This is a genomic window from Salegentibacter salinarum (assembly GCF_900168115.1).
GTDB lineage: Bacteria > Bacteroidota > Bacteroidia > Flavobacteriales > Flavobacteriaceae > Salegentibacter > Salegentibacter salinarum.
The window spans coordinates 626-26761 of record NZ_FUZC01000017.1 but is presented as its reverse complement, the minus strand read 5'-3'; the positions used below and the strand labels follow the sequence as shown (position 1 = coordinate 26761).

General features: G+C 37.7%; 17 protein-coding genes. 6 read left to right on the top strand and 11 right to left on the bottom strand.

Translation table 11 applies throughout. The annotated features are described in order from the left end of the window. Position 1: 1 nt before the first annotated feature. From rfbA to B5X53_RS16030, 6 genes are all read right to left on the bottom strand, one after another. Positions 2 to 871: a glucose-1-phosphate thymidylyltransferase RfbA gene (rfbA, locus tag B5X53_RS16055; protein WP_079714247.1), complete on the bottom strand. Its 870-nt coding sequence runs from the start codon at positions 869 to 871 to the stop codon at positions 2 to 4. A 52-nt stretch (positions 872 to 923) separates the two neighbouring features. Continuing rightward, positions 924 to 1991, bottom strand: coding sequence for a dTDP-glucose 4,6-dehydratase (gene rfbB / locus B5X53_RS16050; protein WP_079714246.1), 1068 nt, complete (start codon positions 1989 to 1991; stop codon positions 924 to 926). A 5-nt stretch (positions 1992 to 1996) separates the two neighbouring features. After that, a complete protein-coding gene (locus B5X53_RS16045) occupies positions 1997 to 3352 on the bottom strand; it encodes a nucleotide sugar dehydrogenase (protein WP_079714245.1) in 1356 nt (451 codons plus the stop codon). Between the two features lie 951 nt (positions 3353 to 4303). Continuing rightward, positions 4304 to 4672: a helix-turn-helix domain-containing protein gene (locus B5X53_RS16040; RefSeq protein WP_079714244.1), complete on the bottom strand. Its 369-nt coding sequence runs from the start codon at positions 4670 to 4672 to the stop codon at positions 4304 to 4306. 10 nt (positions 4673 to 4682) lie between these two features. Beyond that, positions 4683 to 5072, bottom strand: a complete 390-nt coding sequence (locus B5X53_RS16035) for a helix-turn-helix domain-containing protein (RefSeq protein ID WP_079714243.1) — start codon at positions 5070 to 5072, stop codon at positions 4683 to 4685. A 5-nt stretch (positions 5073 to 5077) separates the two neighbouring features. Beyond that, the gene (locus B5X53_RS16030; RefSeq protein WP_079714242.1) at positions 5078 to 5458 is read right to left on the bottom strand and encodes a helix-turn-helix domain-containing protein; all 381 of its coding nucleotides are present in this window, start codon (positions 5456 to 5458) and stop codon (positions 5078 to 5080) included. 712 nt (positions 5459 to 6170) lie between these two features. Between B5X53_RS16030 and B5X53_RS16025 the strand changes: the two genes are divergently transcribed. Genes B5X53_RS16025 through B5X53_RS16015 form a run of 3 tightly spaced genes read left to right on the top strand, consistent with a single transcriptional unit; the run spans position 6171 to position 13430 of the window. After that, on the top strand, positions 6171 to 9167 hold the full coding sequence (locus B5X53_RS16025; protein ID WP_079714241.1) for a SusC/RagA family TonB-linked outer membrane protein: 2997 nt from the start codon (positions 6171 to 6173) through the stop codon (positions 9165 to 9167). 8 nt (positions 9168 to 9175) lie between these two features. Further along, the gene (locus B5X53_RS16020; protein ID WP_079714240.1) at positions 9176 to 10564 is read left to right on the top strand and encodes a RagB/SusD family nutrient uptake outer membrane protein; all 1389 of its coding nucleotides are present in this window, start codon (positions 9176 to 9178) and stop codon (positions 10562 to 10564) included. 25 nt (positions 10565 to 10589) lie between these two features. Further along, positions 10590 to 13430 carry a M16 family metallopeptidase gene (locus tag B5X53_RS16015; protein WP_079714239.1) on the top strand — a complete coding sequence of 947 codons (2841 nt, stop codon included), beginning with the start codon at positions 10590 to 10592 and terminating at the stop codon, positions 13428 to 13430. 69 nt (positions 13431 to 13499) lie between these two features. Here the strand turns inward: B5X53_RS16015 and B5X53_RS16010 are convergent, their stop codons facing one another. The 3 genes from B5X53_RS16010 to B5X53_RS16000 all read right to left on the bottom strand — a co-directional run bounded on the left by B5X53_RS16010 (position 13500) and on the right by B5X53_RS16000 (position 15384). After that, on the bottom strand, positions 13500 to 13823 hold the full coding sequence (locus B5X53_RS16010; protein WP_079714238.1) for a DUF6520 family protein: 324 nt from the start codon (positions 13821 to 13823) through the stop codon (positions 13500 to 13502). A 240-nt stretch (positions 13824 to 14063) separates the two neighbouring features. Then, on the bottom strand, positions 14064 to 15002 hold the full coding sequence (locus B5X53_RS16005) for a helix-turn-helix transcriptional regulator (protein WP_079714237.1): 939 nt from the start codon (positions 15000 to 15002) through the stop codon (positions 14064 to 14066). Position 15003: 1 nt separating this feature from the next. Then, complete coding sequence (locus tag B5X53_RS16000) at positions 15004 to 15384, bottom strand: DUF7793 family protein (protein WP_079714236.1); 381 nt, start codon at positions 15382 to 15384, stop codon at positions 15004 to 15006. A 1233-nt stretch (positions 15385 to 16617) separates the two neighbouring features. On the opposite strand from B5X53_RS16000, the gene B5X53_RS15995 reads away from it, so the two are divergent. From B5X53_RS15995 to B5X53_RS15985, 3 genes are read left to right on the top strand one after another with little or no spacing between them, the layout of a single operon-like run. Continuing rightward, positions 16618 to 19767, top strand: a complete 3150-nt coding sequence (locus B5X53_RS15995; protein ID WP_079714289.1) for a SusC/RagA family TonB-linked outer membrane protein — start codon at positions 16618 to 16620, stop codon at positions 19765 to 19767. Further along, a complete protein-coding gene (locus B5X53_RS15990; protein WP_317042335.1) occupies positions 19768 to 21246 on the top strand; it encodes a SusD/RagB family nutrient-binding outer membrane lipoprotein in 1479 nt (492 codons plus the stop codon). 8 nt (positions 21247 to 21254) lie between these two features. Beyond that, on the top strand, positions 21255 to 22337 hold the full coding sequence (locus B5X53_RS15985) for an alkaline phosphatase family protein (protein ID WP_079714235.1): 1083 nt from the start codon (positions 21255 to 21257) through the stop codon (positions 22335 to 22337). A 281-nt stretch (positions 22338 to 22618) separates the two neighbouring features. Here the strand turns inward: B5X53_RS15985 and B5X53_RS15980 are convergent, their stop codons facing one another. Beyond that, on the bottom strand, positions 22619 to 23515 hold the full coding sequence (locus B5X53_RS15980) for an outer membrane beta-barrel protein (RefSeq protein WP_079714234.1): 897 nt from the start codon (positions 23513 to 23515) through the stop codon (positions 22619 to 22621). A gap of 39 nt (positions 23516 to 23554) precedes the next feature. Further along, positions 23555 to 26136: MBG domain-containing protein (locus B5X53_RS15975; protein ID WP_143533267.1), on the bottom strand; the 2582-nt coding region annotated here is incomplete at its 5' end.

Genomic DNA, 26136 nt, shown 5'->3' with positions numbered 1-26136 from the left:
TTTAAAATATCCTATTTAAATACTGGTGATAACTACTTTTTGCATCTTCATTGGCCAGTTTTTCAATTTGATTTCTATCAATGAACTTCATTCGGTACGCTATCTCTTCAATGCAAGCAATTTTTAAACCTGTTCTTTTTTCGACTGCCTTTACAAATTCTGTGGCTTCTGTAAGAGCCTCATGTGTCCCGGTATCGAGCCATGCATACCCCCGGCTCATAATCTGAACCTTTAACTCCTCTTTCTTTAAATAATCCTGGTTTACAGAAGTAATTTCTAGTTCTCCACGCAAAGAAGGTTTTACCTTTCTTGCTATTTCTATTACAGAGTTAGGGTAAAAATACAGACCAATAACCGCATGATTTGATTTAGGACGTTCAGGCTTTTCTTCGATACTTAAAACATTTTTTTTCTCATCAAATTCCGCCACTCCATACCGCTCGGGATCTTCTACATAATACCCAAAAACAACAGCTTTTTTTTCCTCTTTCACTGTCTCGACGGAATCAGATAACAATTTCTGCAAGCCGGCGCCATAAAAAATATTATCCCCCAATACTAAACAAACATCGTCATTCCCAATAAAATCTTCTCCTATAATAAATGCTTGGGCTAAGCCGTCAGGGAACGGCTGTTCAGCATATTGAAAATTTAATCCTAAATGACTTCCGTTACCAAATAAGTTCTTAAAATTAGGCAAGTCACTAGGAGTGGAAATTATTAGAATATCCTTTATTCCCGCCAACATTAAAACGGACAACGGATAATATATCATCGGTTTATCATAAACGGGCAATAGTTGTTTAGATACTACCTTAGTTAAAGGATGTAGCCTGGTTCCAGAGCCTCCTGCGAGAATTATTCCTTTCATTTAAATACTGATTTCATAGATTATTAACAACACGAATGCCCGATTTTGCATATTATATGGATTTCTGATATTGTTTAATATAGTAGTCTTGATAACTGCCGGAAGTAACATTACTAAGCCATTCCTGGTTTGCAAGGTACCAATCTATAGTTCTGCTGAGGCCTTCTTCAAAAGTTACACTTGGTTTCCATTCAAGTTCAGAGTTGATTTTAGTTGCATCAATGGCATAACGAAGGTCATGCCCAGGACGGTCTTTAACATAAGTAATAAGTTCTTCGGAGGTTCCTTTATCTCTACCTAACTTTTCATCCATTTGTAAGCAAAGTAATTTCACCAAATCTATATTTTTCCATTCATTAAAACCACCGATATTGTAAGTTTCAAATCTTCTACCTCTTTGAAAAATCAATTCAATCGCTTCAGCATGGTCTTGAACAAAAAGCCAGTCCCGCGTATAGTTTCCATCGCCATAAACTGGTAGCGATTTTTCTTTTAAAATATTATTAATAAAAAGAGGAATCAGTTTTTCTGGAAATTGATTGGAACCATAGTTATTGGAACAATTACTAATTATAAATGGCAGACCATAAGATTCTCCATATGCCCTTACAAAATGATCGGAACTTGCTTTACTGGCAGAATAAGGGGAATTAGGGTCATAGGAAGTTTCTTCCGTAAATAAACCACTTGCACCTAAACTACCATAGACTTCATCAGTGCTAATGTGATAGAACAGTTTATTTTGAAAGTTCTTTTTCCAGTTTTCTTTTGCTGCATTTAATAGATTCATAGTTCCGAGTACATTAGTCTTGACAAAAGCCAAGGGATCAGTAATGGATCGGTCCACATGGGATTCGGCGGCTAAATGAATAACTGAATCAAAATCATACTCTATAAAAAGAGTATTAATAAAATTAGCATCTATTATATCACCTTTGATAAAAGTGTAATTACTTGCAGTTTCAATATCCTTTAAATTCTCCAGATTGCCGGCATAGGTTAATGCATCTAGATTATATATCTGGTATTCAGGATATTTTTTCACGAAAAGGCGGACTACGTGAGAACCTATAAATCCGGCCCCACCCGTTATTAATATTTTTCTGTTTTGAAATTCCATATTATTTAAAGTTTCGAACTGGCTTTCTCTTCTAAAACTCCCTTTACATCATATACCACCGCCTTTTCTGCTTTAAACTGCTCCAGATCCATCTCTAAAAACTCCTTATGAGCTACAGTTAAAACCACTGCACTAAACTTTTGTTTAGGTAGTTGCCTGGTGTTTTGCAAGCCATATTCGTGTTTTACCTCTTCCGGGTTTGCAAGGGGATCGTAGATTGTAATGTTGGTACCGTAAGATTGTAGCTCTTTAACTACATCTACCACTTTGGTATTCCGCACATCAGGACAGTTTTCCTTAAAGGTTATTCCCATTACCAAAATGTCGGCACCTTTTACTTTTAAATCGTTTTGCAACATCAGCTTTATTACTTCCCCGGCTACGTATTTTCCCATAGAGTCGTTCATACGTCTTCCTGCCAGGATGATTTCCGGGTGATAACCCAGCTCCTGTGCTTTTTGCGCCAGGTAGTATGGGTCTACGCCAATACAATGCCCACCTACAAGACCGGGTTTAAAGGGTAAGAAGTTCCATTTTGTTCCTGCGGCTTCCAAAACATCCTGGGTGTCAATATTCATCTTATTAAAGATCTTTGCCAACTCGTTTACAAAAGCAATATTGATATCTCGTTGGGAATTCTCTATCACCTTAGCAGCTTCAGCTACTTTAATCGTTGGCGCCAGGTGGGTACCTGCAGTAATTACCTCTTTATAAAGCTTATCTACTTTTTTTCCTATTTCAGGAGTAGAGCCCGCGGTTACCTTTAAGATTTTCTCTACCGTATGCTCTTTATCTCCGGGGTTAATTCTTTCCGGTGAGTAGCCCACAAAGAAGTCTTCGTTGAATTTGAGTCCGCTGTGTTTCTCCAGCACCGGCACACATTCGTCTTCGGTTACGCCCGGGTATACGGTAGATTCGTAGATCACAATATCGCCTTTCTTTAAAACCTTAGCCACGCTCTCGCTGGATTTGTAAAGCGGGGTAAGGTCAGGGCGATTGTTTTTATCTATTGGGGTTGGAACTGTAATAATGTAGTAGTTACAATCGGAAATATCCCCCAAGTCACGCGTAACGAATAAGCCAGACTCCTCGACTGCACTCGGGGTAACATCTACTTTGTCTACTTCACCCGTCAGTTCCAGTGTAGGTTGTTTTTTAAATTCATAAATGCTGTTAACCAAAATTGCTTTTAGAATCTCATCCTCAACTTCCAATGTACTATCATGGCCTTTTTTAAGCTCTTCTACCCTTGCGGCATTTATATCAAATCCAACTACGGGAAATTTAGTAGCGAAAAGCCTCGCCAGTGGCAGCCCTACGTATCCAAGGCCTATTACTGCAATTTTAATGTTTTCGTTCATTTCTATTATTCTTTGATCAGTCAGTGATTTTAAGACAAAAGCATGGCTTTAAACACTTTTACAAGCGCTTCAGTTACTGTTGCTGAAAATTTAGATTTTTTTTCCGTCGGAGTACGGAGGTGAGTTACACCATAAAAAGGTTTAGGTATTTTGCAATTGTAGGGAGCTGCAAAATGATTATTTGTCAGTTGTTAGTCCGTAGACGATAGATTTGGTTTTTAAGGATGTCCGTTTTCGGCCGGTAAAAGGCTGGAATCTGCCATCTCACCACTGCCAACTGAATACGGCTTCGCCACAGTGAGTCCCATTTTATCGCTCGCTGTAACTTTTAATTACCAACTTTTTTTACAGTTGTTGCCCTTAATAACGACAACAATTTGAAAAAATTATGGAAAAGCGTAAATAGAATTTGTTTTCCGTTAAAGCCGCGAAGATAGAACACATCTAAGAGCCCTGCCAAGTCCAATATGTTAAAATTCTTAACTAAAATTAACTTTCACAAATTATCAAATTTAATTCACTTTTTGTTAGTGAAAATGAATTAAATGTGACCGATCATTAAGGTTATTGTTATGTTTCTTGGTATTATTCTAATACATATAGCATCAGAAAACGATTAGAATTTCTTTAGTCCATGAAAGCATTTTTGGATTTTTCCCTAGAAAATATTATGAAAATTTCCTGATTAAAATAAAGTCGCTTGGGATATGCAGAAAATCTGCCGGAACAAAATTAAGTATATCTATGGATCACCCCCCATTTGTTCCAAACACTCGGTAATTCTTTTTTCCATCTGGGTTTGGTATATAAAACTTCCCACGACATAGTTATATTTACATATGACCGCTTTGCAGTGGGTGATTATGAAGAGATTCTAATTTGAATTTTTTGTAATTATTGACGATCTTATTATCGAAAGAATTTGAATGTAAAGTATCATCTTAGCAAAATTTAATTATTTTTTGTTCTAATAGATGCTTCAAGGTCTTGGTGTTTTCTTTTACTATCTTTTAAGGCATTTTCTAAATTCTTAACATGATCTGAAGTGCATCCTTGATACATAATATTTACTCCCCTGTTGCCTTCGTAATTATTGAAATGATTACTAAAAGTTTGTTTATCCTGATAATTAAGAAGATATTCCGGGCTACATTCTAAGATATCAGCTATTTCAAATAAACGTGTAAGAGTTATGTCTGATTTATTACTTTCAATATTGCTGTATGCTTTAGTAGTAATTCCTAAGGCTTTAGCTACAAAATCTTTATTTAGTTTTCTCTCTTTCTCCCTTACTTCCTTAATATTTTCTCCAATTTTCATAGTATAGTTTTTAAAATTTAATTTTATAATTTCGTAATAAAGCTTCCAAGAGAGCAATGCGATTTCTTTCACTCTTCAGTAATTCCTCCTGCAATATTATTATTTTCTGAGAAGGAGGGTTCTGGTAAACTTGTTGATTAATCAAGGACGTTTTTCTTATTATTTCTTCACGAAAGTGGTCATAAAATTTCTTTTTATAATCTTTATAATTAAGTATGTAAATAGGACTACACTCAAGGATTTTAGCAATTTCTTCAAGCCGATCTAAAGTTAAGTCAGTAATATTATTCTCAATATTTCCATATGCCCGAGTTGAAATTTGCAAACTTTTTGCTACAAAACTTCGTTTGTAGTTTCTTTCTACCTCTCTGATTTCCCGAATATTATCCCCAACTTTCATCTATATTAAATGTCAAATTCTATATTATGATCTCGAAGTAATCTTTCTAATTTAGGAATACGCTCTAATTCCTCTCTGTACAATTCTTTATAAGCAGTTCTGATTTCCTTTTGGTCCACACCTTGGATTTGTATATTAGTTCCATTATTTCCTGCGTTATCGAAGTGGTTATAGATACTGCCACCTGACTCTTTATATTCAAGCAAGTATATAGGGCTACAGGATAAGATAGCTGCAAGGTGATTCAATTGATTCAATGTAATATCCAGTATATCTTGTTCTATTTTAAGATAGTCTTCCAATTTCATGTTTATTCCATCTGCAACAAATTGAGCACTATAACCTTTTGATTCGCGTACTTGCGTAATATTTTTTCCGATTTTCATAATATTTTTTCTCTTAAACATACTCAAACTTCCGAAAAAGAAGTTAAAATTCCTAATAGGGAAGCAATTTTTTTTTCTTTTACTACAATAAGAACTTATTTAGCATTAGAAATTAAAGGATGAACTCTTTTTTAAGATATAAAATAATTAAGCAAAACTGGTATACTCAATTTCGATCATTACGGGGTATAGCCGATTTTTTAGATTTTACGGCCTTTGATATTCTTTTCAAAAAGAAACCAAAAAGTCCAGTCTAAATTCACTTTTTAGACTACAATACTGTTGATAATTTGATTATTGATATCAACTTTATAGTACTAAAATCCCTACACTAAAATTTATTCAATGACCAGTGCGGTCGCCAATTGCAAAGTGCAGTTGTATTCGCTAATTCCTAGCTTGCGGGAGCAGGAAATCTCTTAAACAATCCCGTGGGTAGCTGTTTTTATGCCCTATTTTAATTATAGCTTGGGTGGGTGCTCCTAACCCTTTATGGGAAAAGAGCCTTGGGAAAAATTTGATTTGGTTTATAGGTGCTAACGGGTAGGGCCGTTAGATTTAGCAAAAAAAAAGAAATTGTTTATGAAAAGAAAAGTGAGTTAGCCTTAATTAAAAGGTGTCAAGCCTAAAAAACCTCCCCTGAAGATTGGTGTCTGGTGGGGAAGGTTTAGGCTTAATAAAACAATGTTTCATACAAAACACACGCAAAATTATGAAAAATAATTACTCGCGCCTTAAATGGGTGGCGCTAATTATTCTTGGCGGGATGCTAATGTTCCTGTCAATGGTTGCAACTGCAGCAATCCCTACTCCTCTACCCTTGCTACAGCAGGAGGTTTCAGGTATAGTAGAAGATCAGAATGGGCTTCCTATTCCAGGAGTTACCATTACCATAAAAAATACCAACCGTGGTACAGTAACCAACCTAGACGGGCAATATAGTATTACAGCTCCATCAAATGGGGTTTTAGTATTCTCTTTTATAGGCTATTCAACCATCGAAATAGAAATAGATGGTCAGAAAGAAATAGATATCAAACTAGAAGAAGACATTGCCGCTCTTGGTGAAGTTCAAATTAATGCTGGGTATTATAACACTACAGAAAGAGAAAGAACGGGTAGTATTTCCCGGGTTTCCAGCGAAGATATAGAAATGCAGCCAATCGTTAGTCCACTAGAAGCATTACAAGGGAGAATGGCTGGTGTCGAAATAGAACAGCCCAGCGGAATTCGTGGTGTAGCTTCCTCTATTCGGATCCGCGGAAGAAACAGTTTAAGACTAGGAGGTGATCAACCCTTATTTATAGTAGACGGGGTTCCGATTAATGCCAACTCCATAAGCAGTATAGGTCTGTTTACCCAAAATAGCGGCATGGATCCCCTGAGTACTTTAAACTTATCGAACATTGAGAGTATTGAGGTTTTGAAAGATGCCGATGCCACGGCTATTTATGGTTCCAGGGGAGCCAATGGCGTCGTCCTTATTAGTACCAAAAGAAATAAAGGCGGGCGTAGTCAGGTTGAGGCGAAAATATACTCAGGTTTCTCGCAGGTTTCCAACCGGATGGATTTAATGAACACTGCTGAATATTTGGAGGTCCGCAGAACAGCGTTTGAAAATGACGGGGTCACCCCTACTGAGTCTAATGCTCCTGACCTGGTACTGTGGGATCAAAACCGGGAAACGGATTGGCAAGAGGAGTTACTGGGAGGAACATCACCAATAACCGATATAACTATGTCGGTATCAGGCGGCAATGAACAAACTTCGTTCCGGCTCGGAGGATCCTACCGAAAAGAAGGTTCTGTGTTTCCGGGAACTTTTGAATATAATAAGGCAACCGCAAATTTTAGTTTAAATCATCGATCTAAAGACAATAAATTTGCTTTGGACTTCACGGCAAATTATGGTGTAGACAATAACCAGCTATTCTTCGGTTCTAATTATGTAAGACTGGCAGTTATCCTTCCACCAAATGCTCCTGAACTATATAATGATGACGGCAGTTTAAATTGGGCGGAAAACAGGTGGATCAATCCATTAAACGGCTTATTTAAACCACAGGATATAGAAACCAATAACCTGTTAAGCAATCTTAGCTTAAAATATAACTTAGGGAAAGGCCTGGAATTTAAAACTAATTTTGGCTACTCCAATTTGATAAGTGGCCAGGTTACCAAAAATTTAATTAATTCATTCAATCCTGTTACCTGGGGGTATACAAGACTTTCCTCTTACCATAGTGATACCCGTAGAAAATCCTGGATCATAGAGCCTCAGATGACCTATAATAAACAATTCGGAGGTTTTAATGTAAATGCCATTACCGGACTCACATTCCAAGAGAACCAAAATAGTTTGTTAACCATGGACGGCACGGGTTATGGCGATGATAGCCTTGTTGGAAACCTTAGTGCGGCAGATCAGGTAAGGGTAAATTCAGATCAAAAAATAAATTATCGCTATGCTGCTATATTTGGCCGGTTGGGCCTGGATTGGAAAAAGAAATATTATTTTAATATTACCGGAAGAAAAGATGGTAGCTCAAGGTTTGGACCCAACAAACGTATCGCAAATTTTGGTGCAATAGGCGCAGCCTGGATCTTTTCGGAAGAAACTTTTATTCAGCAAAATTTATCCTTTCTAAGTTTTGGCAAATTTAGGGGAAGTTACGGGACAACCGGCAGTGATCAAATTCCTGATTATGGGTTTATGGATACGTATGAAACTACGAATGGTCCTGGTGGTTTATATCCCACTAAACTCTATAATCCTAATTTCTCCTGGGAAATTAATAAAAAATTGGAAGCTGCCCTGCAGCTGGGCTTTATAGAAGATCGTATAAATTTAGAAGTAAACTGGTATAGAAATAGGTCTTCCAACCAGTTGACCGGCTATCCCCTACCTGCTATAACGGGCTTTAGCTCTGTTCAGGCTAACCTACCGGCCACCATTGAAAATTCCGGTTGGGAAATAGCACTAAACACCCTTAATACTAAAGGCGAAAATTTCTTTTGGCAGACTTCTTTAAATTTTACAATCCCAAGGAACAAATTGGTAGAATTTGATAATCTCGATCTCACTCCGTATAGGCAAACTTATCGGGTTGGGGAACCATTAAGTATTGCATTGGTCTATAAGTATGATGGAATTAATCCTGACACGGGACGCTATGAGGTAAAGGATATAAATGAGGATGGGAGACTGGATTTTAGTGACAGAACGGGTATAGCCTTCTTAGGTAGAAAATATTATGGGGGAATTCAAAATACGGTTAAAGTTAGAAATTTTAATCTGGGGTTTCTTTTTGAATATATAAATCAGGATAAGCATAGTTATTTACGTGATACTGGACGCACCCCGGGCTACTACGGTAATAATTCGACACAGATTTTAGATGCATGGACCCAGGCGGGAGACCATACAAACATTCAACAATTATCTACTTCTTCTTCCTCTTCATTTTTAAATGCCTTGGAGTCAGATCGAATGATAACTGATGCATCTTTTCTAAGATTAAAAACCCTTTCCCTTAGTTACCAGTTCTCAAAGACTTTTGTAGAACGTATGGGAGTAAAAGAACTGGATCTTTATTTACATGCACAGAATCTTTTTACATTAACAAATTACCTTGGCCTGGATCCACAAGCAGGCCTGGCAGTTCCCCCTATGCGAACCATTACTTCCGGTCTTAGAATAACCATTTAAAATTAAGTATGATGAAATATATTAAAATTTTGATACTGGCACTTGCCTGCCTATTACAACTTTCCTGTGAAGATTTTGTTGAAATTGAAATTCCGGATGATCGGCTAATCAATAAAAGCGTTTTTAGTAGCGATAAAACTGCCAATAGTGCGGTAAAAGGTATTTATAATGAATTATATCAGGCAAACTTTTCCAGTGGTCTCCAAGTATCGCTAACTGTACTTTCAGCATTATCTGCCGACAACCTTAAGGCTACGGTAACCACTGAAAATCTACTGGAGTTTGAGGCAAATGAAATTTTTATAAGAAACAGCTATAACCTGGGAATTTGGTCAAGTGCATATAACATTATTTATATGGCCAATGCCGTACTGGAAGGTCTAACAGGGAATAACAATATATCACAAGACCTAAACGAAAAGCTATCAGGAGAAGCCAGGTTTATTCGGGCCTTCACCTATTACTACCTGGTTAATTTATACGGGGAGGTACCACTGGTACTTGCCACCGATTACGAAGAAAATTCCCGAAAAAGTAGAAATAGCACTTCAGAAATTTACGCCCAGATCGTTCAGGATTTAGAAATTGCCACTGAACAATTGGGTAATACCTATAATAATGGAGAGCGATTACACGCCAACCGTTTTACGGCTATGGCATTACTGGCAAGGGTGTTTCTTCATTTAGGGGAATGGGAACTGGCTGAGGATTATAGTACGGAAGTAATTGATGCCTCCCAAACCTATGAATTATTAGCACATGATGAAGTCTTTCTAGCTAATAGCAAGGAAGCTATTTGGCAAATATCACCCAGGGAAGGAGGATCTTCCCGAACTAATACTAGGGAAGGCGCTTTATTTATCCTGGTTAATAACCTCAGACAGGTTGCTTTGACAGAAGATTTAATAGATTCATTTGAAAGCAATGATACGCGCCTGGAGCAATGGATAGGGCATTTTAAAACTGAAAATGAGAGCTATTTCTTCCCCTATAAATATAAGATACACACTGACACAGAAGAAATTTCAGAATATTCGATGGTTATGCGCCTGGCAGAGCAATATTTGATCAGGGCTGAAGCTCGTGCTGAACAGGGCAAATTGGCTGAGAGCATTAGTGATTTGAATAAAATAAGGCAGCGGTCAGATTTAATCCCGGTAGACCTAGATGATCCAGGTATCACTTCAGATATGGTTATTAACCTCATTCTTCAAGAACGCAGAAAAGAATTATTTACAGAATGGGGCCACCGATGGATTGACCTTAAACGCAAGGGGGAAGCGGGTGCCGTTTTATCTTCAAAAAAACCACTTTGGGATAATACCGATGTTTATTATCCCATCCCGGAAGATGAACTATTAAAAAACCCTAATCTAACTCAAAACCCAGGATATTAATTCCACCGATAATCTTAAAAAAAGGATGAAAATCAAAATAAAAAAAAGGATATTCCTATCGCTTATTGCCAATCTCATAGTGAGTATTTCGTTGGCTAACACCAGTATTTCCAATGATAGCATACCACTTGATGCCAGTATCAGGTATGGAGAATTACCCAATGGGCTGACTTACTATATTAAACCCATTGATAATCCCGGTGCCGGATTGAATTTAAGACTTATAGTTAAAGCTGGTATTAGACAGGAAAAAAATGGGGAATTAGAATTTGCTCATATTACAGAACATTTGGGATTTGTTTCAGGAAAAAACATTTCAAGAAAGAAATCTACCCATCTTTTTGATGAAGCCGGGGTACGTCTGTCACAACTCAATGGTTCCACAGCTGGGAATTATACAAATTATTCTGTTCAGGTGTCTGACGACAATGAAAAAGGAATTACCCTGGCATTAAATTTTTTTAAAGATATTTTATGGGGTTTAGAATTAAATGAAAAGAATATTAGGCTGGAGCGAATAACTGTTTTTGATGAAGCCAATGGCGGGGTTTTTCACCCGGGAATTCATTCATTTCATTTGGAACAGCAAATTACGGGCTGGGGTGCCGAGGCCCCGGAAGATTTCGAAAAACATATAAAAACTTTTGAGCATAAAAAATTAATCGATTTCTATGAGAAATGGTATCGTCCCGATTTAATGGCAATTGTTATTGTTGGAAATATTGACAATATTGATAACCTGGAAAAAGAGCTTAAAGAAAAATTTGGCACAAAAAAGAGACCGGGTATTCCGCCAAACCCTGATGTTGATCAAATAAATTACCTTGAAAAAGCTCCCCAGTTTTATAAAAAAGAACTGCAAAGTGATAGTGAGCATTTAATATACAAACCATTACATTTAAGTTTATACTTCCGCCAGTTTGAAAGTAAAAAGCACCAAAATAAGCAGGAATTAAAGAATCAATTAATAAGGAATTTATTTATCGAATTATTGAACAAAAAGTACTTACAAGTACTTCAGGAATATAATACTTTTACTTCAATTCGAGCTAAATTCCTGGACCCCCCTGCTGCTTTAAGACTCGAAATTATTCCAAAGGAGGGATTAAAACAAAAGCATCTTAGTACAGCTCTTACCACTCTAAGAGAAATAAAAGAATTCGGGTTTTCTGCTAATGAATTCAATCAGGGTAAAGCGGAATACCTTAATTCAATAAGAGAGACCGACACCTTGAGCCAATTTCAATGGAAAAACAAAATCATTCAGCATTTTTTGTACGGAGAAGCTTTACCCGGAAACAAAGAACAACTTCAGGTAGGTATTTTACAAAACCTGAACCAGGAGGAATTTCATAGAGAAATTAAAAATTATATCAAGGAGGAACCGGAAGATATTAGTTTGGTAGCCCATAAAGATGATCCTGCATTAGAGAATTCCGAAAAAAAAGTAAGGTTCTGGATTAAGGAGGTAAACAACTTACCGGTCGAAGCGTCTGCTCCCCCTAAAAGGAATTTAGTATTGATGGATAGTTCTGTAGCTACAGCACTTAATGAGACTCCGGTAAAGGACTTAGAGACTGAAATCTCGGGAGCTAAAAGCTACGAAATGGAAAATGGGTTGCGTGTCATACTCAAATCTACACTATCACAGACTTCAGATGCGGTTTCCGACCAGAATTCCATCAGGTTTCAAGGATTTTCTCCTCATGGCATTAATTGTTTTCCAAAAGAAGATTATTTTTCTGCCTTAAATTCTACGGAAATACTGAGGAATTCCGGAGTCGGGAAGCTTAATAAATTTGAATTAGATAGAATTTTAAACCGCAAAAGATTTAAGGGTTTTGTATCTCCCTATATTGAAAGTGATGCAGCAGGCATTAGGGCCAATATCACTCTAAAAGATTTGGAAACTGCCTTGCAATTAGTATACCTGTATTTTACATCTCCTGATTTTAATACAACTGCTTTTGAAGATTGGAAGACTCGACAAAAAATTTACATAGCATATAAAAATAATCCAGCCCAAAATTTTGAAACTGCTATCAGGGAATTTTTACCGGATAATGATTATAAGCCAAAAGGTCAAAAGTTTATTGAAGGACTAGACCAAACGGATTTAGATAGAGCCCGAGAAATTTATAATCAAATTTTTAATGATGCCGGAAATTTCACCTTTCTATTTACAGGGAAATTTAATGAAGAGGTGGTATTAACGCTTTGTCAAAAATATTTAGGAAATCTTCCTGCAGCGACTGAAAATTCAAGTTGTATAACCAAAAAAGATTCATTAGTGTTACCGATTGAATCAAAGACTTTTTATTCCGTGGCCCCCTTGAATTCCACTATTATTAAAATGGTATATGTGAAGGAATCGAATAGTTCCTCTATGGATTGGCAGGAAGAAATTAAGTTGATTCTTTTAAACCGTATTATCAAAGAATCGCTAATGCGACGTTTACGTTTTGAATCAGAAGAAGGAGGTACTTATTCGGTTACACCAGCCTTGAATATTGTTAATTCTCATAATTATATTGAAACTCCTATAGGGTTTAACGCCAATCCAAAAGATGTTGAGCGATTAATTTTAGAAGTTCAAAATTTTATTGAGGAGCTGAAGAGCTCACCTGTGGAAATTTCACTTTTTGAAAAATTAAAAAAAGCACGGTTAAATAAAAAAATGAGAAATGGACTTACTCTAATGGAAATGTTAAAGCATTCGAAGGATAATTCCCCCTGGCTGGATAATGATGAAAGAAGTGCCTTTATAAATACCTTACAACCAAAAGATATACAGGAGACTGCCAGGAAATACCTAAGTAATGAACCTATAATATTTAAAATGCTACCAAAGGAAAATAAAGAATAGTAAAATATGTCCAAATAAAGATAGTGTACAGCCCAATAAGGCTGTACACTATTTTTTTAAAAAAATTAATTAATTATCATCAGTAGGTGGAAAACCTTCAAGACTCTTAATAATCCCCCCTCCTTCAGCTGGATCATTAAAATCATCAGAATTGTATACCTCATAAGTAGCTCCCAGAGTCGGGTCTTCATCAAACTCAACTATACAATCAGAAGTTCCGATTTCACAATCCACTTGAATATCATACCACTCGCCGTTTATATGCACATACATAGTAGCATAATTGTCACTTTCCGGTATTTCAGGTTCTGGCTCCATATTAACGGTTGCAAATGCCATTCCTATGGCAAAAATAAATGCCATCATCGGCAATAAAAACTTTTTAAGTTTCATAATATTTAAATTTATTTGTTATTAAAAACACCGTTGTAAAACAGGTAATCGGCTTCGACCTGCATCATCGCGCAATAATATTTTAGAACTATTCTGTTTCTATATCCTTGAAATTTCAACCTGAATTTGAGTTTAAAAATCCAGGATAGTTTTTTCTTTTTCTATGAATATAAAGGTCTGCAATAATCATATTCCAGAGGAACCATGGAATGTTCTGGGAAGGTATTTTTCGTTCCTGGCCTAATTATGCTTATTAAAGAAGGCCTTCTTACGGAATTGCAAGGGTGTAATTCCATATTTTTCACGAAAGCGGCTGATGTAGTGTGAATCTGTTTTAAAACCATAATTTTTAGATACTTCTTTTATTTCAATATCGCTCTCCTTAAGTAAAAAAGTACTGGCCTCAAGACGCTTTTCCATATCGTATTTTAAGACTGCCTTACCGTAACGATCTTTAAAAGCTTTCTGCATGGCACTTATACTGGCTCCTGCCTCACTTGCTATAACCTCTAAAGAAGGAATGGAAGAGGTTTGGTGTTTAAGAAGTGCATCGTGAACCCGTTGTGCCAGCAAAAAATCACCGATAGTTTTAGAATTATTTTTAGCCTTTTTTCCGGGAAAAGTTTTTAAAGTATCTTGCTCTTTTGTGCGTAATGGAGGAACGGGCTGTTGAGGATCAAAACCAAAAATATAATACCAGGAATCCTCCAGCAAAGCTCTGCTCTGTCTAACCTGAATATGTAAGGGGACCAATAATTCAGTCTCTCCCCGGAAATCCAGGATCCCCATATCGTAACAGCTTAAGGTTTTCTTATCCCATTTATACCAATGTTTTGAGAATATCTTTCTTCCTTTTACGGATAACAGGTCGTTTAGTGTTTTTGGTATTAACTCTTTTGAGATAATTTGGTGATTCTCATCCGTATGCGTCAGCAATTCTTTCTTTGAATTTATTAGAAGAATAATTTGGGGATGTGTATAAACCCGGGTTTTTTTGATTTCATTAAACATAGTGTTTAGACGAATATTCGTTTTGTTAATTAACATACCAAGGGTGTCCTTCCAGTCCCTAGCGTCGGAAATGGGAATTCTGTATAAGAAATTACCCGAAGCCATTTTAAGCAAAGCCTTTACTAATTGCATGAACCTGTGATCGTATATCTGGTTTGGTGTGAGCATTTCAGGATTTTTTTTGTATAAACTTTTGGAGATAATCCAGCGCTTCTTGTTTGTTACTGAAAATTTGAATAGGTTTTGCCAGGTTATGAAATTTTATAAACACTTCTGCCAGAACACGATGATAATAGGAATTGCATAGTAATGCTATAGCCGGGATCAAGGCAATCCCTTCCGTGGCGAGGTAATCCGCAGCCTCTTCACTTACAGTCTTAAGGTTGTAAATGTTGCATAAAACAGGATAGGGAGTTTTATCCTGAAACTTAAGCCTACTGGCGACAAGTATTTCCGCTTTCTTCAGGTCAAGTTCAGCTATAGCTTTAAATGTGAAATAAAGAATACCCTCACTAACCCACATCGTGGCATATTTAGATTCTTCCTGCATATCGTTTTAATTCCAGGTGAAATCTATCGGGTAGGGCTCAAGAATTATTAGGCAATATAAATATAATAAGTTTTTGGTTTACTCAGGAAATTGCCTGGTAAGCCTAAAAAGTGTTCTCTAAAGTTTTATTTGAGTGAAAAAAGATGGATCTACTATCTTTAAGCAATAATGAGTTTATAAAAATCAGCAAAATTTCGAAAGCAGTCAATTTAAACGAAACTATAATGGATAATGCCCCCTAATTTTCTATATAAAGCACTTCTTTGGTTTTGAACTTCTACCGTGAATCCCAGAGGGGTAAAAAGAGACGTATTTTTCTTTTTCCTATATTTCGAATAATAGCTTCCTACTGTTTAAAGGATCCGTTTTGAACTTGTTAAACAACTGGTTAATTCGGTATCTGAATTCGCAGGTTTATATTTAAAGTATAACTTGTCTATATAGGATAATACACCCAGCATAAGGGCTATTAAAGTCCCACTGAATATAAGCAGAATAGTCGCATCAAGGCCATCCATTCTATGTATGTGAACCGCTTTAAATTCAACTTGTAAAAGATAGGATGAAAAAGCCCTTCTCATAAGAAGCAGAAAAGTAGTGGTTTTAATAAAGAGATGTTTTTTGAGAAAGGTGGTCTGGCGGTAATTAGCTAAATATTTTTCTGCGTCAGTTAATTCTTGCTTGTTATGGTACTATTTATATTCTTAAATTCTTTTACCGATGCTGTAGATAAAGATTTAAAGTTTGAAGTTATCAATTTTATAGTTTTTAGCTTAAAGCCTTTTATACGGTTCTTAGTGAAAGGAAAACCTAAATAGTTATGGAGTAATTCCGAAAGAGAATTGCAATATCTATACCTGGGCAGTTACTATTGACTATGAAACAATTGCAAACTCTTATCTAGATCAAGATGGGGGTATTAGGGAAAGTTGAAAATTATGTCTACATCAAATTTTAAACTTTAACGGGAATAATGCGTCGCCAGACATAAAAAATTCCGTTAAAAGTAAAGTTTAGTTAATCGTAATTAATTTATAATTTCATGTTAATTAAATTAAGATAAAACTAAAAAAACATCAAAAGATACAACCATAATTAAATGATTTCCAGTTTTTTAATTTCCGCCTGGGTAGGATACGAACTTAATTATAACTTAAATATTTTCTAAAATAGAATTGATGTTTCCAGTTGGATTGAAATGTAGTTTTGGCAGGAATTTTAACCAACCTTCCAATGAAACAATTTTACTTAATTCTAATTATTTTCAATTTATCCTGGGGTATGCAAGCGCAGGAGGAGATTTCTGGATTAGTCACTGACCCAGATGGACTTCCTTTAGCAGGCGTCGCTGTCAGTGTCAACGCCGGCGCGGTAGGTACAGTAACCGATTTTAACGGACGCTTTAGCGCGAGTGTAAAAAAGGGAGATACAATGAGTTTTTCCTATCTTGGATTTTTGTCTAAGGTTGTGCCGGTAGCGGATCAAACGGAAATAAGCATTACTCTCGAACCCAACACCGAATCTCTGGACCAGGTAGTAGTCACTGCCCTGGGAATTACCAAGGCAGAGAAGAAAATCGGTTATGCCACACAAGAAATAGAAACGGATAACCTTGATAATTTACCTATCGCAAATGTGGGAAACCTGTTCTCGGGAAAGGTTGCCGGCCTACAGGTTAGCAGTCCTCCGGGAATGTTCCAATCCCCAACCTTCCTTTTACGAGGAAAAACCCCTTTGATAGTTATAGATGGTATTCCCGTAGAAACTGATTTCTTCGATATCTCACAGAATAATATCGGTTCCATTAATGTTCTAAAAGGAACGACTGCTTCTGCCTTATACGGTTCCCGTGGAAGGAACGGAGCTATTCTTATAAGCACTAAAAATGCCACGGAAAATGGCTTATCGGTAGGTGTATCCCAGAATGTTATGGTAACTGCGGGATATGCTATATTCCCGGAAACCCAGCATGAATACGGAAATGGTTCCAATGGGCAGTATGAGTTTTGGGATGGTGCAGATGGAGGAATAGCCGATGGCGATATGATCTGGGGGCCTAAATTTGACAGTGACCTTCTAATACCGCAATGGAACAGTCCCATTGTTGATAATGAAACAGGTGAAATTATCCCGTGGTGGGGTAGTGTAACCGGAACACAGTATGATGATCGATCCCGATATTCCCGGCAAGCATTACCATGGGTAGGTCATGATAATCTTGATGATTTTTTACGGACAGGGGTTATTTCCAGTACCAATTTTAATATCGGTCATAAGAATGAGAACGGTTTTTACCGCTTAAACGGTAATTTTTCGCATAACAGGGACCGGGTGCCAAATTCAAGCCTGTCACAAGGAGGTTTAAGTTTTAAATCTTTGACAAATATTACTGATAATTTAAGCTTAAGCAGTAAGCTAACGTATAATAAAGTTTATTCACCGAATTCGCCGAATTATGGATATAACCCTAGCGGACACATGTACACCTTATTGATTTGGATGGGAGAAGATGTAAATGGAAGGGACCTCCGCGATCATCAGTGGGTGCCAACACTCGAAGGTTACCGCCAGGCCAACTGGAATTATGCCTGGTATAACAATCCGTGGTTTGGAGCAGAGCATTACCAGAAGGAATATGATGCAGACCTTATTAATGCTCAAATGCGCCTATCCTATAGTTTAGGAGAGAAATTTCAGTTTCAGTTACGCGGATCAGGAGTATTACGAAATAATTTTGAAGATCTTGAAAGTCCGAAATCTTATTTCAATTACAGCGCACCGCGTGAAGGTTCTTATCAGACCTGGAACAAAAGCCGTTTGAACATTGACTACGATTTTTTGGCTACTTATAATGAAGAACTTACTGAGGATATCGGTCTTGTGGTATACGCCGGAGCTTCCACCTTCTACAGGAAATACCAACAAGAATTCAGTGCTACCGATGGCCTTACCGTACCAGGGGTATATAATATGGGAAATTCAACAGGGCCGGTAAGAGCAGAAAATTATTTCGAGGAAAAAGCTATCAATAGCGTTTATGGAACTCTTGAGCTTGATTTTTACGACACTTATTTTCTTACTGCAGCTGCAAGAAATGACTGGTCCTCTACACTTCCTAAAGAAAACCGTTCTTATTTCTATCCCTCGCTCTCAGGAAGTATTCTATTAAGTAATATTTTTGATTTACCCAAAAAGGTAAATTACATGAAATTATTTAGTTCCTGGGCGCGAGTATCCAGTGACCTAAATCCTTATGAGCTATCTGCCTATTACAACAGTTCCGGAAATTTTGCCAATAATCAGCGGCTAAATTATCCTTCAGACATTGTAAATCCTAATATTGAGCCTGAGACTTCTACTTCTTATGAGATAGGTTTGAATACTTCTTTTCTTGACAATAAATTAGCCCTGGATGCAACCTATTATCATACTGTAGACACCGACCAAATCATCGACCAACCTATTTCACTGGCCTCGGGATTTTCTTTCAGAAAAATTAACGGTAATGAATATACCACTAATGGGTTCGAATTATCTTTAAGTTTTAAACCGGTGCAAAACGAAAATTTTAACTGGTCAGGAATATTAAACTGGTCCAAACGAGTAACAAGACTATCAGAAATTACAGGAGAATCCCAAAAATTTGGAAACCTATCTCTTGATGACAGGGTAGATAGTTATTACGACACCCAATGGAGAAAATCCCCGGATGGACAGGTAATTCTTGATGAAGGAACAGGAATGCCCACAAGAGATACTTACGTATCTTACCTGGGGCATTTTGATCCGGACTGGACTTTCGGTTTTGTAAATGATTTTCAGTATAAGAATTGGCATTTGAATGTGGCCCTGGATGGAATTTGGGGAGGCGTATTTAGATCCGAGGTTGTAGAAAAAATGTGGTGGGGAGGAAAACATCCAAAATCTGTGCAGTACAGGGATGAAGAGTACGCTGCCGGTCAACCTGTTTATGTTCCCCAGGGTGTGAATGTAGTAAGCGGCGAATTAGTTCGTGATGTAAATGGTAATGTAACATCGGACAACCGCGTTTTCCAGCAACATACCACCCCTATTAGCTGGCAGGCCTGGTCCCAAAATTATCCTTACCGTGCCAGGGTTACAGAAGATGAAAGCGAAACATTTGCGAATGTTTTTGATCGTACTTACCTAAAATTACGAAGTATCTCTCTTAGTTATAACCTAACTGAAATTTTAGGAAGTAAAACTATAAAAGATGCAAGCGTAAGTTTTAACGGATATAACCTTTTTGTTTTAACCAAAGGGGATTATCATACAGATCCGGATTATAAAACCCAGAATGAAAATAACATACAGGATCCCTCCTCCCGATATCTCGGGTTAGGTTTAAACTTTAAATTTTAGATGATGAAATCAATAAAAAAATACTTTTACCTCTTAATTGTAGTAGTTTTACTGCAAGCTTGTCAGGATCTGGATGAAATCAATGAAAATCCAAATTATGTAAACCAGACACACCCCCAGCTATTACTTACCCAGGTAGCATCAAGTGCTTTTCAGGTACAGGGTACAAGTCCTTTGTATGCCTCCAGAATGCTCATTCAAACCGGCGAGGAAAATGACTACCAGTACTTTAAATGGGGGAACGGAAGCTATAATACCTATAATGACTTGAGACAGGTAACCATAATGATTGAGGAGGCTCAGCGTATTGGAAGCTCGAACTACGAAGCCATAGGAAAATTTTTCAGGGCTCACTATTTTTACAAATTAAGTTTGATGTTTGGAGACATTCCTTATACCGATGCCCTTGGTGGCGAAAGTGGAAGTTTTCAACCCCGGTATGATTCCCAGGAAGAAGTTTTTGCCGGAATTATAACTGAGCTTGATGAGGCCGCTTCTTTAATTAATGAAGAAACTACTATTGATGGAGATATCATTTATGGGGGTGATCCATCCAGGTGGTTGAGATTAATTAATTCCTTTGAGTTAAAGGTTCTCCTTACCTTATCTGGTAAAGAACGGGTCGGGGAGATAAATACAGCGGCAAAATTTAATGAAGTATATACCCGCGGTCCACTAATTAGTTCGCTTTCGGAGAATGGGCAATTAGTTTTTGTCGATCAACAGGATAGCCGTTATACCGAATTTAATTCCAGCAGTTATGGATCCAGCATGTTTATGTCCGCAACTTTTATAGATCTATTACAGGAATTAGCAGATCCACGTTTATTTATTATAGCCGAACAAACCCCCGGTGCGGCTTCAGAAGGTAAGCCTATTAATGATCCTGAATCTTATAACGGGGGCGACCCCACAGCTAATTATTCATTGATCAATGAAACACTTGTGGCAGACGGCAATATATCCAAAGTCAATGCACGGTATTATACTGATCCGACCACAGAACCCCATAATATTTTAAGTTACTGGGAACTAGAATTTATATTGGCTGAAGCAGCCGTTCGCGGGTGGATTAATTCAGATGCGCCGATGCATTATGAAAACGGCATTCGGGCTAATTTCGAATTCTATCGCAATTATGCAGAGCCTTATTCTGATTTTCTATCAGAAGATTTTGTTGAACAGTATACAAACCAGGAACAGGTTGTATTGCCAACAGGAGATCAAGGCTTATCAATTGAATACATAATTACTCAAAAATACTTATCCTCTTTTCTTCAAGGTGGATGGACACAATATTATGACTACCTACGGACGGGTTATCCTGATTTTGCATTTCCTTCAGGGGCTACTCCCCCTACCCGATTTGTATATCCTAACGATGAATATAATAACAATACCACTAATCTTGAAGAAGCCATTAACAACCAGTTCAATGGGAATGATGGAATCAGAGAGCTACCTTGGTGGTTAAAATAAAATAGAAAATGAAAAAAATATTCTTATTATTAACAATAGTTTGCTTCTGTACCGGTATGGTAAAGGCACAGCAAAAAGAAAAAGTAATTATTATTAGTCTGGATGGACTTAGGTGGCAGGAATTATATGGTGGTGCCGATTCCTTGTTTATAAATGACAGCGATTTTGTTTCCAATCCAAAATCATTAAATACAGAATTTTGGGCGAAGACTAAAGAAGAAAGACGGGAAAAACTAATGCCTTTCTTTTGGAGTCATGTATCTAAGCAAGGAGTCATGCTTGGAAACCGATGGAAAGGAAATAAAGTAAATCTAACCAATAAAATGTTATTTTCTTATCCCGGCTATAACGAAATTCTTACCGGAAAAGCAGATGATGAGCATATTAACTCGAATAATAAAGCTCATAATCCCAATATAACCATTCTTGAAAAAGCAAATTTTTCAGAAGCTTATAAAAACAAGGTTGAAGCTTTCGGCAGCTGGGATGTATTCCCATTTATCTTAAATGAACAGCGAAGTAAAATTCCAGTAAATGCGGGTTACAGGGCTGCAATCACCTCATATCCGACTGAGAAAGAGCTTTACCTGGATCTTATCCAGGAGCAAACACCAAGGCGGTGGGAAGGAGTAAGATTCGATGTTTTTACTCATAATTATGCGCTTGAAAGCCTGAAAAACCGTAAACCGGATGTGCTATATATAGCCTATGGAGAAACTGATGATTTTGCTCACGACGGACGGTATGACCAGTATCTGAAATCAGCAAAAAGAACGGACCAGATGATAAGGGAATTATGGGAGTTTGTTTCCAATGATAGCTATTATAAAGGAAAAACATCAGTTTTTATTACAACTGATCACGGAAGAGGAACCGGTACAGCCAAAGACAATGACTGGAGGCATCATGGAAGCTCCATTCCTGTTTCTGATCAAACCTGGATTATTGCTTTCGGAAATCACATTGTCCCTTCAGGGGAACAGGAGGATAAAAAGCAATATTATACCACGCAATTTACTCCTACTATTGCTGAGATTTTAAATATCGAAATGGAACAAAAAGGTTCTTTATTACCGGTACTGGAGGAATAATAGTCAAGTTAATTATAGCTATTGACCACAATTATAAAAATTCCCTTGGGGCTATCCCGGGGGAGTTATTTTTTAGGTATTTTCCGATCTTTAGAATACCCCAATAAATGCTTTATTATTCACATCATATTGATAATTTAAAAATCGTCCAGAATCACCACTACTATCTTACTGGTAATGGACTTATCTTACTTTTAGTGAAAAATAGATAATGTATAATATCCACAAAAGAAAAAACCCTCTCAAAAAATGAAGGGCCCTTCTTTCAATCACAGTTCCTTTCAGAATTGAAATGCATATTGAACCTTTAGACCAATGGCCAGGGTTCTTACTTCATCTACATATGGTTCTGAATTCATATCATTCCTTGAAAATAACACACTGCCAAAAGCAAATTCTGTTGGATTTTGAGCATTATAATCAACAAGCCGCTGCCCTGAAGTATCAGGTTTGATATCGTTTAGTCCATAATCCAGGAAAATTCCCATATAGAGTGATTGTCTATTTTCCAGCATAAATTTTACCCCGCTTTCCAGGTGGGCTACAAAGTTGGTCTTCAGATCCAGTTCAGATTTAGCATTGTTTACTGCACCAAATTCACCAAATCCGGCAAATTCGGGATCGGTAAGTTCCACATCATATTGCGGATAATAACCACTGGTTTCTAAGGAAGTAGCGTAAGTATTGTATTCTGAAGCTAATCCCAAGCCCACTTTAACACCGGCAGCTGCATAAAACCTGGTCAACCCAAGAGATTCATATTGAATCTGGAGGGGAATATTTAGGAAATACACCTTCTGGTTTTCCGAGAAATTATCAGCCTGATATCGAAATTCAAATGCATCTGCTTCAGCGTCCTGGGTCATAAAAGCCCCTTGAATAGCAGGAACAAAAATCGATCCTTCCATATACTGGAATTCAGCACCTGTCCCCAGGCTCCAATTTTCAGAGAAATAATAGGCATATTTAGCTCCAAGGCCAAAACCGTTTTCCAACTTACTTTTCTGCCCCAGAGCTTCATATCCTAATTCAGAAAATGAGCCCTGCAGATAAAATGATACTTCATTATTAGATTGAGCCAAAGCCGGGGTACTCGCGCTAATGAGAGCAAGAACTAAGGCAAGTTTTAGAATGCCGCTCCTATTGGCTGCTTTTGTATTATTAATTTCCATATTCATATTTAATCTTTATCGTTTTCAACAACCAACAGGCATTTCTTACTTAATGATAAACTTGACAGACTTATTAAAATTCTCCGTTCTAATCTTGAGTACATACACCCCCATTTGAAGTGTATACGGCAAGGTTATACTTGTTATTTTCCTGTTCGATTTTAAATGTTTAATAAGGGTGCCATTAAGATTGTGTATCGAGAGCTGCATGGTTTCAAGTTCATCTTTAGGAAAATCTGCTAAAAGCTCCATAGTGCCTCCTGAACTTACAGGGTTTGGTGCTAATGAAATGTTGAAAGAACTCCTTAACTGAATCTCGGAAGTACAGGTTTTCAGGATCTCCCCTTCTGCAGTTTCCAATACTACGTAATAAGAGCTTTCTGCATCCAAAAGATCATCTGCATTTTTCCCGGCAGAGAAGTATTGTTCATTTCCGATCACGGAACCATCTTTATACCAACGGTAACTCACAAATTTATATCCACCATTGGTTTCCGGGTTATTATTGATCAGCATTACATTATTAAACTTCTGAATTACAATATCCTCAAAGTTGAAATTCTTCTCTACAGTGATATTATAAGTTTTGGTTGTATTTCCATCTTCAGAAGTCACTGTCACCGTTTCCCTGTAGATCCCAGCCCCTGGCGTACTCATGGTAAAGCTATCGCCCTGGTCGATGGAAGATCCCTCATTTTGTTCAAGTTCAATATGAACCTCATTTTCAGCGTTTCCACAATCAATGAGATAATAGATCTCTTCACCAGGATTGGAATAAGGAGTTCCATTTATAATTACAGAATTCAAACGAGCCGTACCACCAACTATAGTTAGTGTTCTTACTACCGGAGTAGCTGCTTCATAATTCCGGTTTCCTTCCTGGGTAGCTGTAATCCACACTTCTCCCCCTCCCAAAATTCTTACTAATCCTCGGGGACCAACTGTAGCAGCAGGATTTTCTGTCTCATAGGTATAGGAATAAATTACAGGTAAGCCTGAACTGGAAATCGCCTCTAGTTGAAAGTGTTCATCGGTCTGTTGATTTCGATCTTCAATTTCATTAAAATTAATCTCCTGCTCTGCCTTTTCAATATCAAGCTGCGCTGTCAATACCTTATCATCATAATTATCCAACCTAATTGTAGCGGTAACGGTATAACTGCCGGCATTGATCTGTCCATTGTTGGCATAGCTCACTGCCGCTCCATCCGGAAGACCGCTCACTTTGAGGCTTTTTGAAGTGCCATCATACACATAGCTGGCACCTTCCAAGGTAACCCCATCAATTTCAGTATTTTCAATAACCAGCGTTACTTCTCTGGAAGCAGACAAGTAATTGGCTGTTTCTTCTGATGAGATTTCTATAACATATGTTCCGGCATCGGCATACCCCTGTTGCGGCATATAGGTTAGCCCGGTTTCCGTATGGTTCAAGGATGCAACTACATTTTTCACTTCGTTATTATAGGTAAAGGCCTGCACCGCATCTGCAGCGATCACTGCAGCGGCCTTTTCGATGGTTAGCTCAGCGGTAAGAACCAAATCATTATAGTTCTCCTGCCTAACAGTGGCGGTCACCTCATAGGTCCCGGCATTGGTCTTCTCATTATTGGCGTAGTTCACTGATGCTCCGTCAGGAAGGCCGCTAACTTCGATACTTTTTGCCGTGCCATCATATATCTCATTAACATCTTCGAAGGCTACCCCCGTAATAATTGCGGGGGTGATCTCAAAGTCAGCACTGCTAAAGTCAATGGTGTAATCTGTTCCTGCATTCAGCATTCCTTGTTGGATTGCATACAGACCCACAGCTTCACCAGGTTCCCTTGTTAGTGATCCATTAAGGATAGACGCATCGTCTCCATTTTCAAAACCAGTGGCGGTATAGGTAAAGATCGGGTCAGCATCTCCATAAACTCTGTTCTGACCTGGATCGGCAGTAACCATAAGGACTTTAGCATTAATAGCGAAATCAGCACCCGTAAAATCGATCGTATAGTTTGCTCCTGCACTTAAGCTGCCCAAATCGATCGAATAGATTCCCACAGCTTCGCCAGGTTCCCTTGTTAGTGATCCATTAAGGATAGACGCATCATCCCCATTTTCAAAACCAGTGGCGGTATAGGTAAAGATCTGGTCAGCATCTCCATAAATTTTACTCTGACCTGGATCGGCAGTAACCATAAGGACTTTAGCATTAATAGCGAAATCAGCACCTGTATAATCGATGGTATAGTTTGCACCTGCACTTAAGCTGCCCAAACCGATCGAATAGATTCCAACAGCTTCGCCAACTTCCCTTGTTAGTGATCCGCTTAGGATAGACGCATCGTCTTCATTTTCAAAACCAGTGGCGGTATAAGTGAATTCCGGGTCTGTTTCTCCATAAATTTTACTCTGATCGGTATCGGCAGTAACCGATAGAACTTTAGTACCAATCGTGAAATCGGCACCTGTATAATCGATCGTATAGTTTACTCCTGCACTCAAGCTGCCCAAACCGATCGTATAGATTCCAACAGCTTCGCCAACTTCCCTTGTTAGTGATCCGCTAAGAATAGACGCATCGTCTCCATTTTCAAAACCAGTGGCGGTATAGGTAAAGATCGGGTCAGCATCTCCATAAA

Bases quoted from the DNA above. Each gene is read 5' to 3' on its own strand.
- rfbA (WP_079714247.1), bottom strand. From the start codon at position 871: ATGAAAGGAATAATTCTCGCAGGAGGCTCTGGAACCAGGCTACATCCT.
- rfbB (WP_079714246.1), bottom strand. From the start codon at position 1,991: ATGGAATTTCAAAACAGAAAAATATTAATAACGGGTGGGGCCGGATTT.
- B5X53_RS16045 (WP_079714245.1), bottom strand. From the start codon at position 3,352: ATGAACGAAAACATTAAAATTGCAGTAATAGGCCTTGGATACGTAGGG.
- B5X53_RS16040 (WP_079714244.1), bottom strand. From the start codon at position 4,672: ATGAAAATTGGAGAAAATATTAAGGAAGTAAGGGAGAAAGAGAGAAAA.
- B5X53_RS16035 (WP_079714243.1), bottom strand. From the start codon at position 5,072: ATGAAAGTTGGGGATAATATTCGGGAAATCAGAGAGGTAGAAAGAAAC.
- B5X53_RS16030 (WP_079714242.1), bottom strand. From the start codon at position 5,458: ATGAAAATCGGAAAAAATATTACGCAAGTACGCGAATCAAAAGGTTAT.
- B5X53_RS16025 (WP_079714241.1), top strand. From the start codon at position 6,171: ATGAAAAATAATTACTCGCGCCTTAAATGGGTGGCGCTAATTATTCTT.
- B5X53_RS16020 (WP_079714240.1), top strand. From the start codon at position 9,176: ATGATGAAATATATTAAAATTTTGATACTGGCACTTGCCTGCCTATTA.
- B5X53_RS16015 (WP_079714239.1), top strand. From the start codon at position 10,590: ATGAAAATCAAAATAAAAAAAAGGATATTCCTATCGCTTATTGCCAAT.
- B5X53_RS16010 (WP_079714238.1), bottom strand. From the start codon at position 13,823: ATGAAACTTAAAAAGTTTTTATTGCCGATGATGGCATTTATTTTTGCC.
- B5X53_RS16005 (WP_079714237.1), bottom strand. From the start codon at position 15,002: ATGCTCACACCAAACCAGATATACGATCACAGGTTCATGCAATTAGTA.
- B5X53_RS16000 (WP_079714236.1), bottom strand. From the start codon at position 15,384: ATGCAGGAAGAATCTAAATATGCCACGATGTGGGTTAGTGAGGGTATT.
- B5X53_RS15995 (WP_079714289.1), top strand. From the start codon at position 16,618: ATGAAACAATTTTACTTAATTCTAATTATTTTCAATTTATCCTGGGGT.
- B5X53_RS15990 (WP_317042335.1), top strand. From the start codon at position 19,768: ATGATGAAATCAATAAAAAAATACTTTTACCTCTTAATTGTAGTAGTT.
- B5X53_RS15985 (WP_079714235.1), top strand. From the start codon at position 21,255: ATGAAAAAAATATTCTTATTATTAACAATAGTTTGCTTCTGTACCGGT.
- B5X53_RS15980 (WP_079714234.1), bottom strand. From the start codon at position 23,515: ATGAATATGGAAATTAATAATACAAAAGCAGCCAATAGGAGCGGCATT.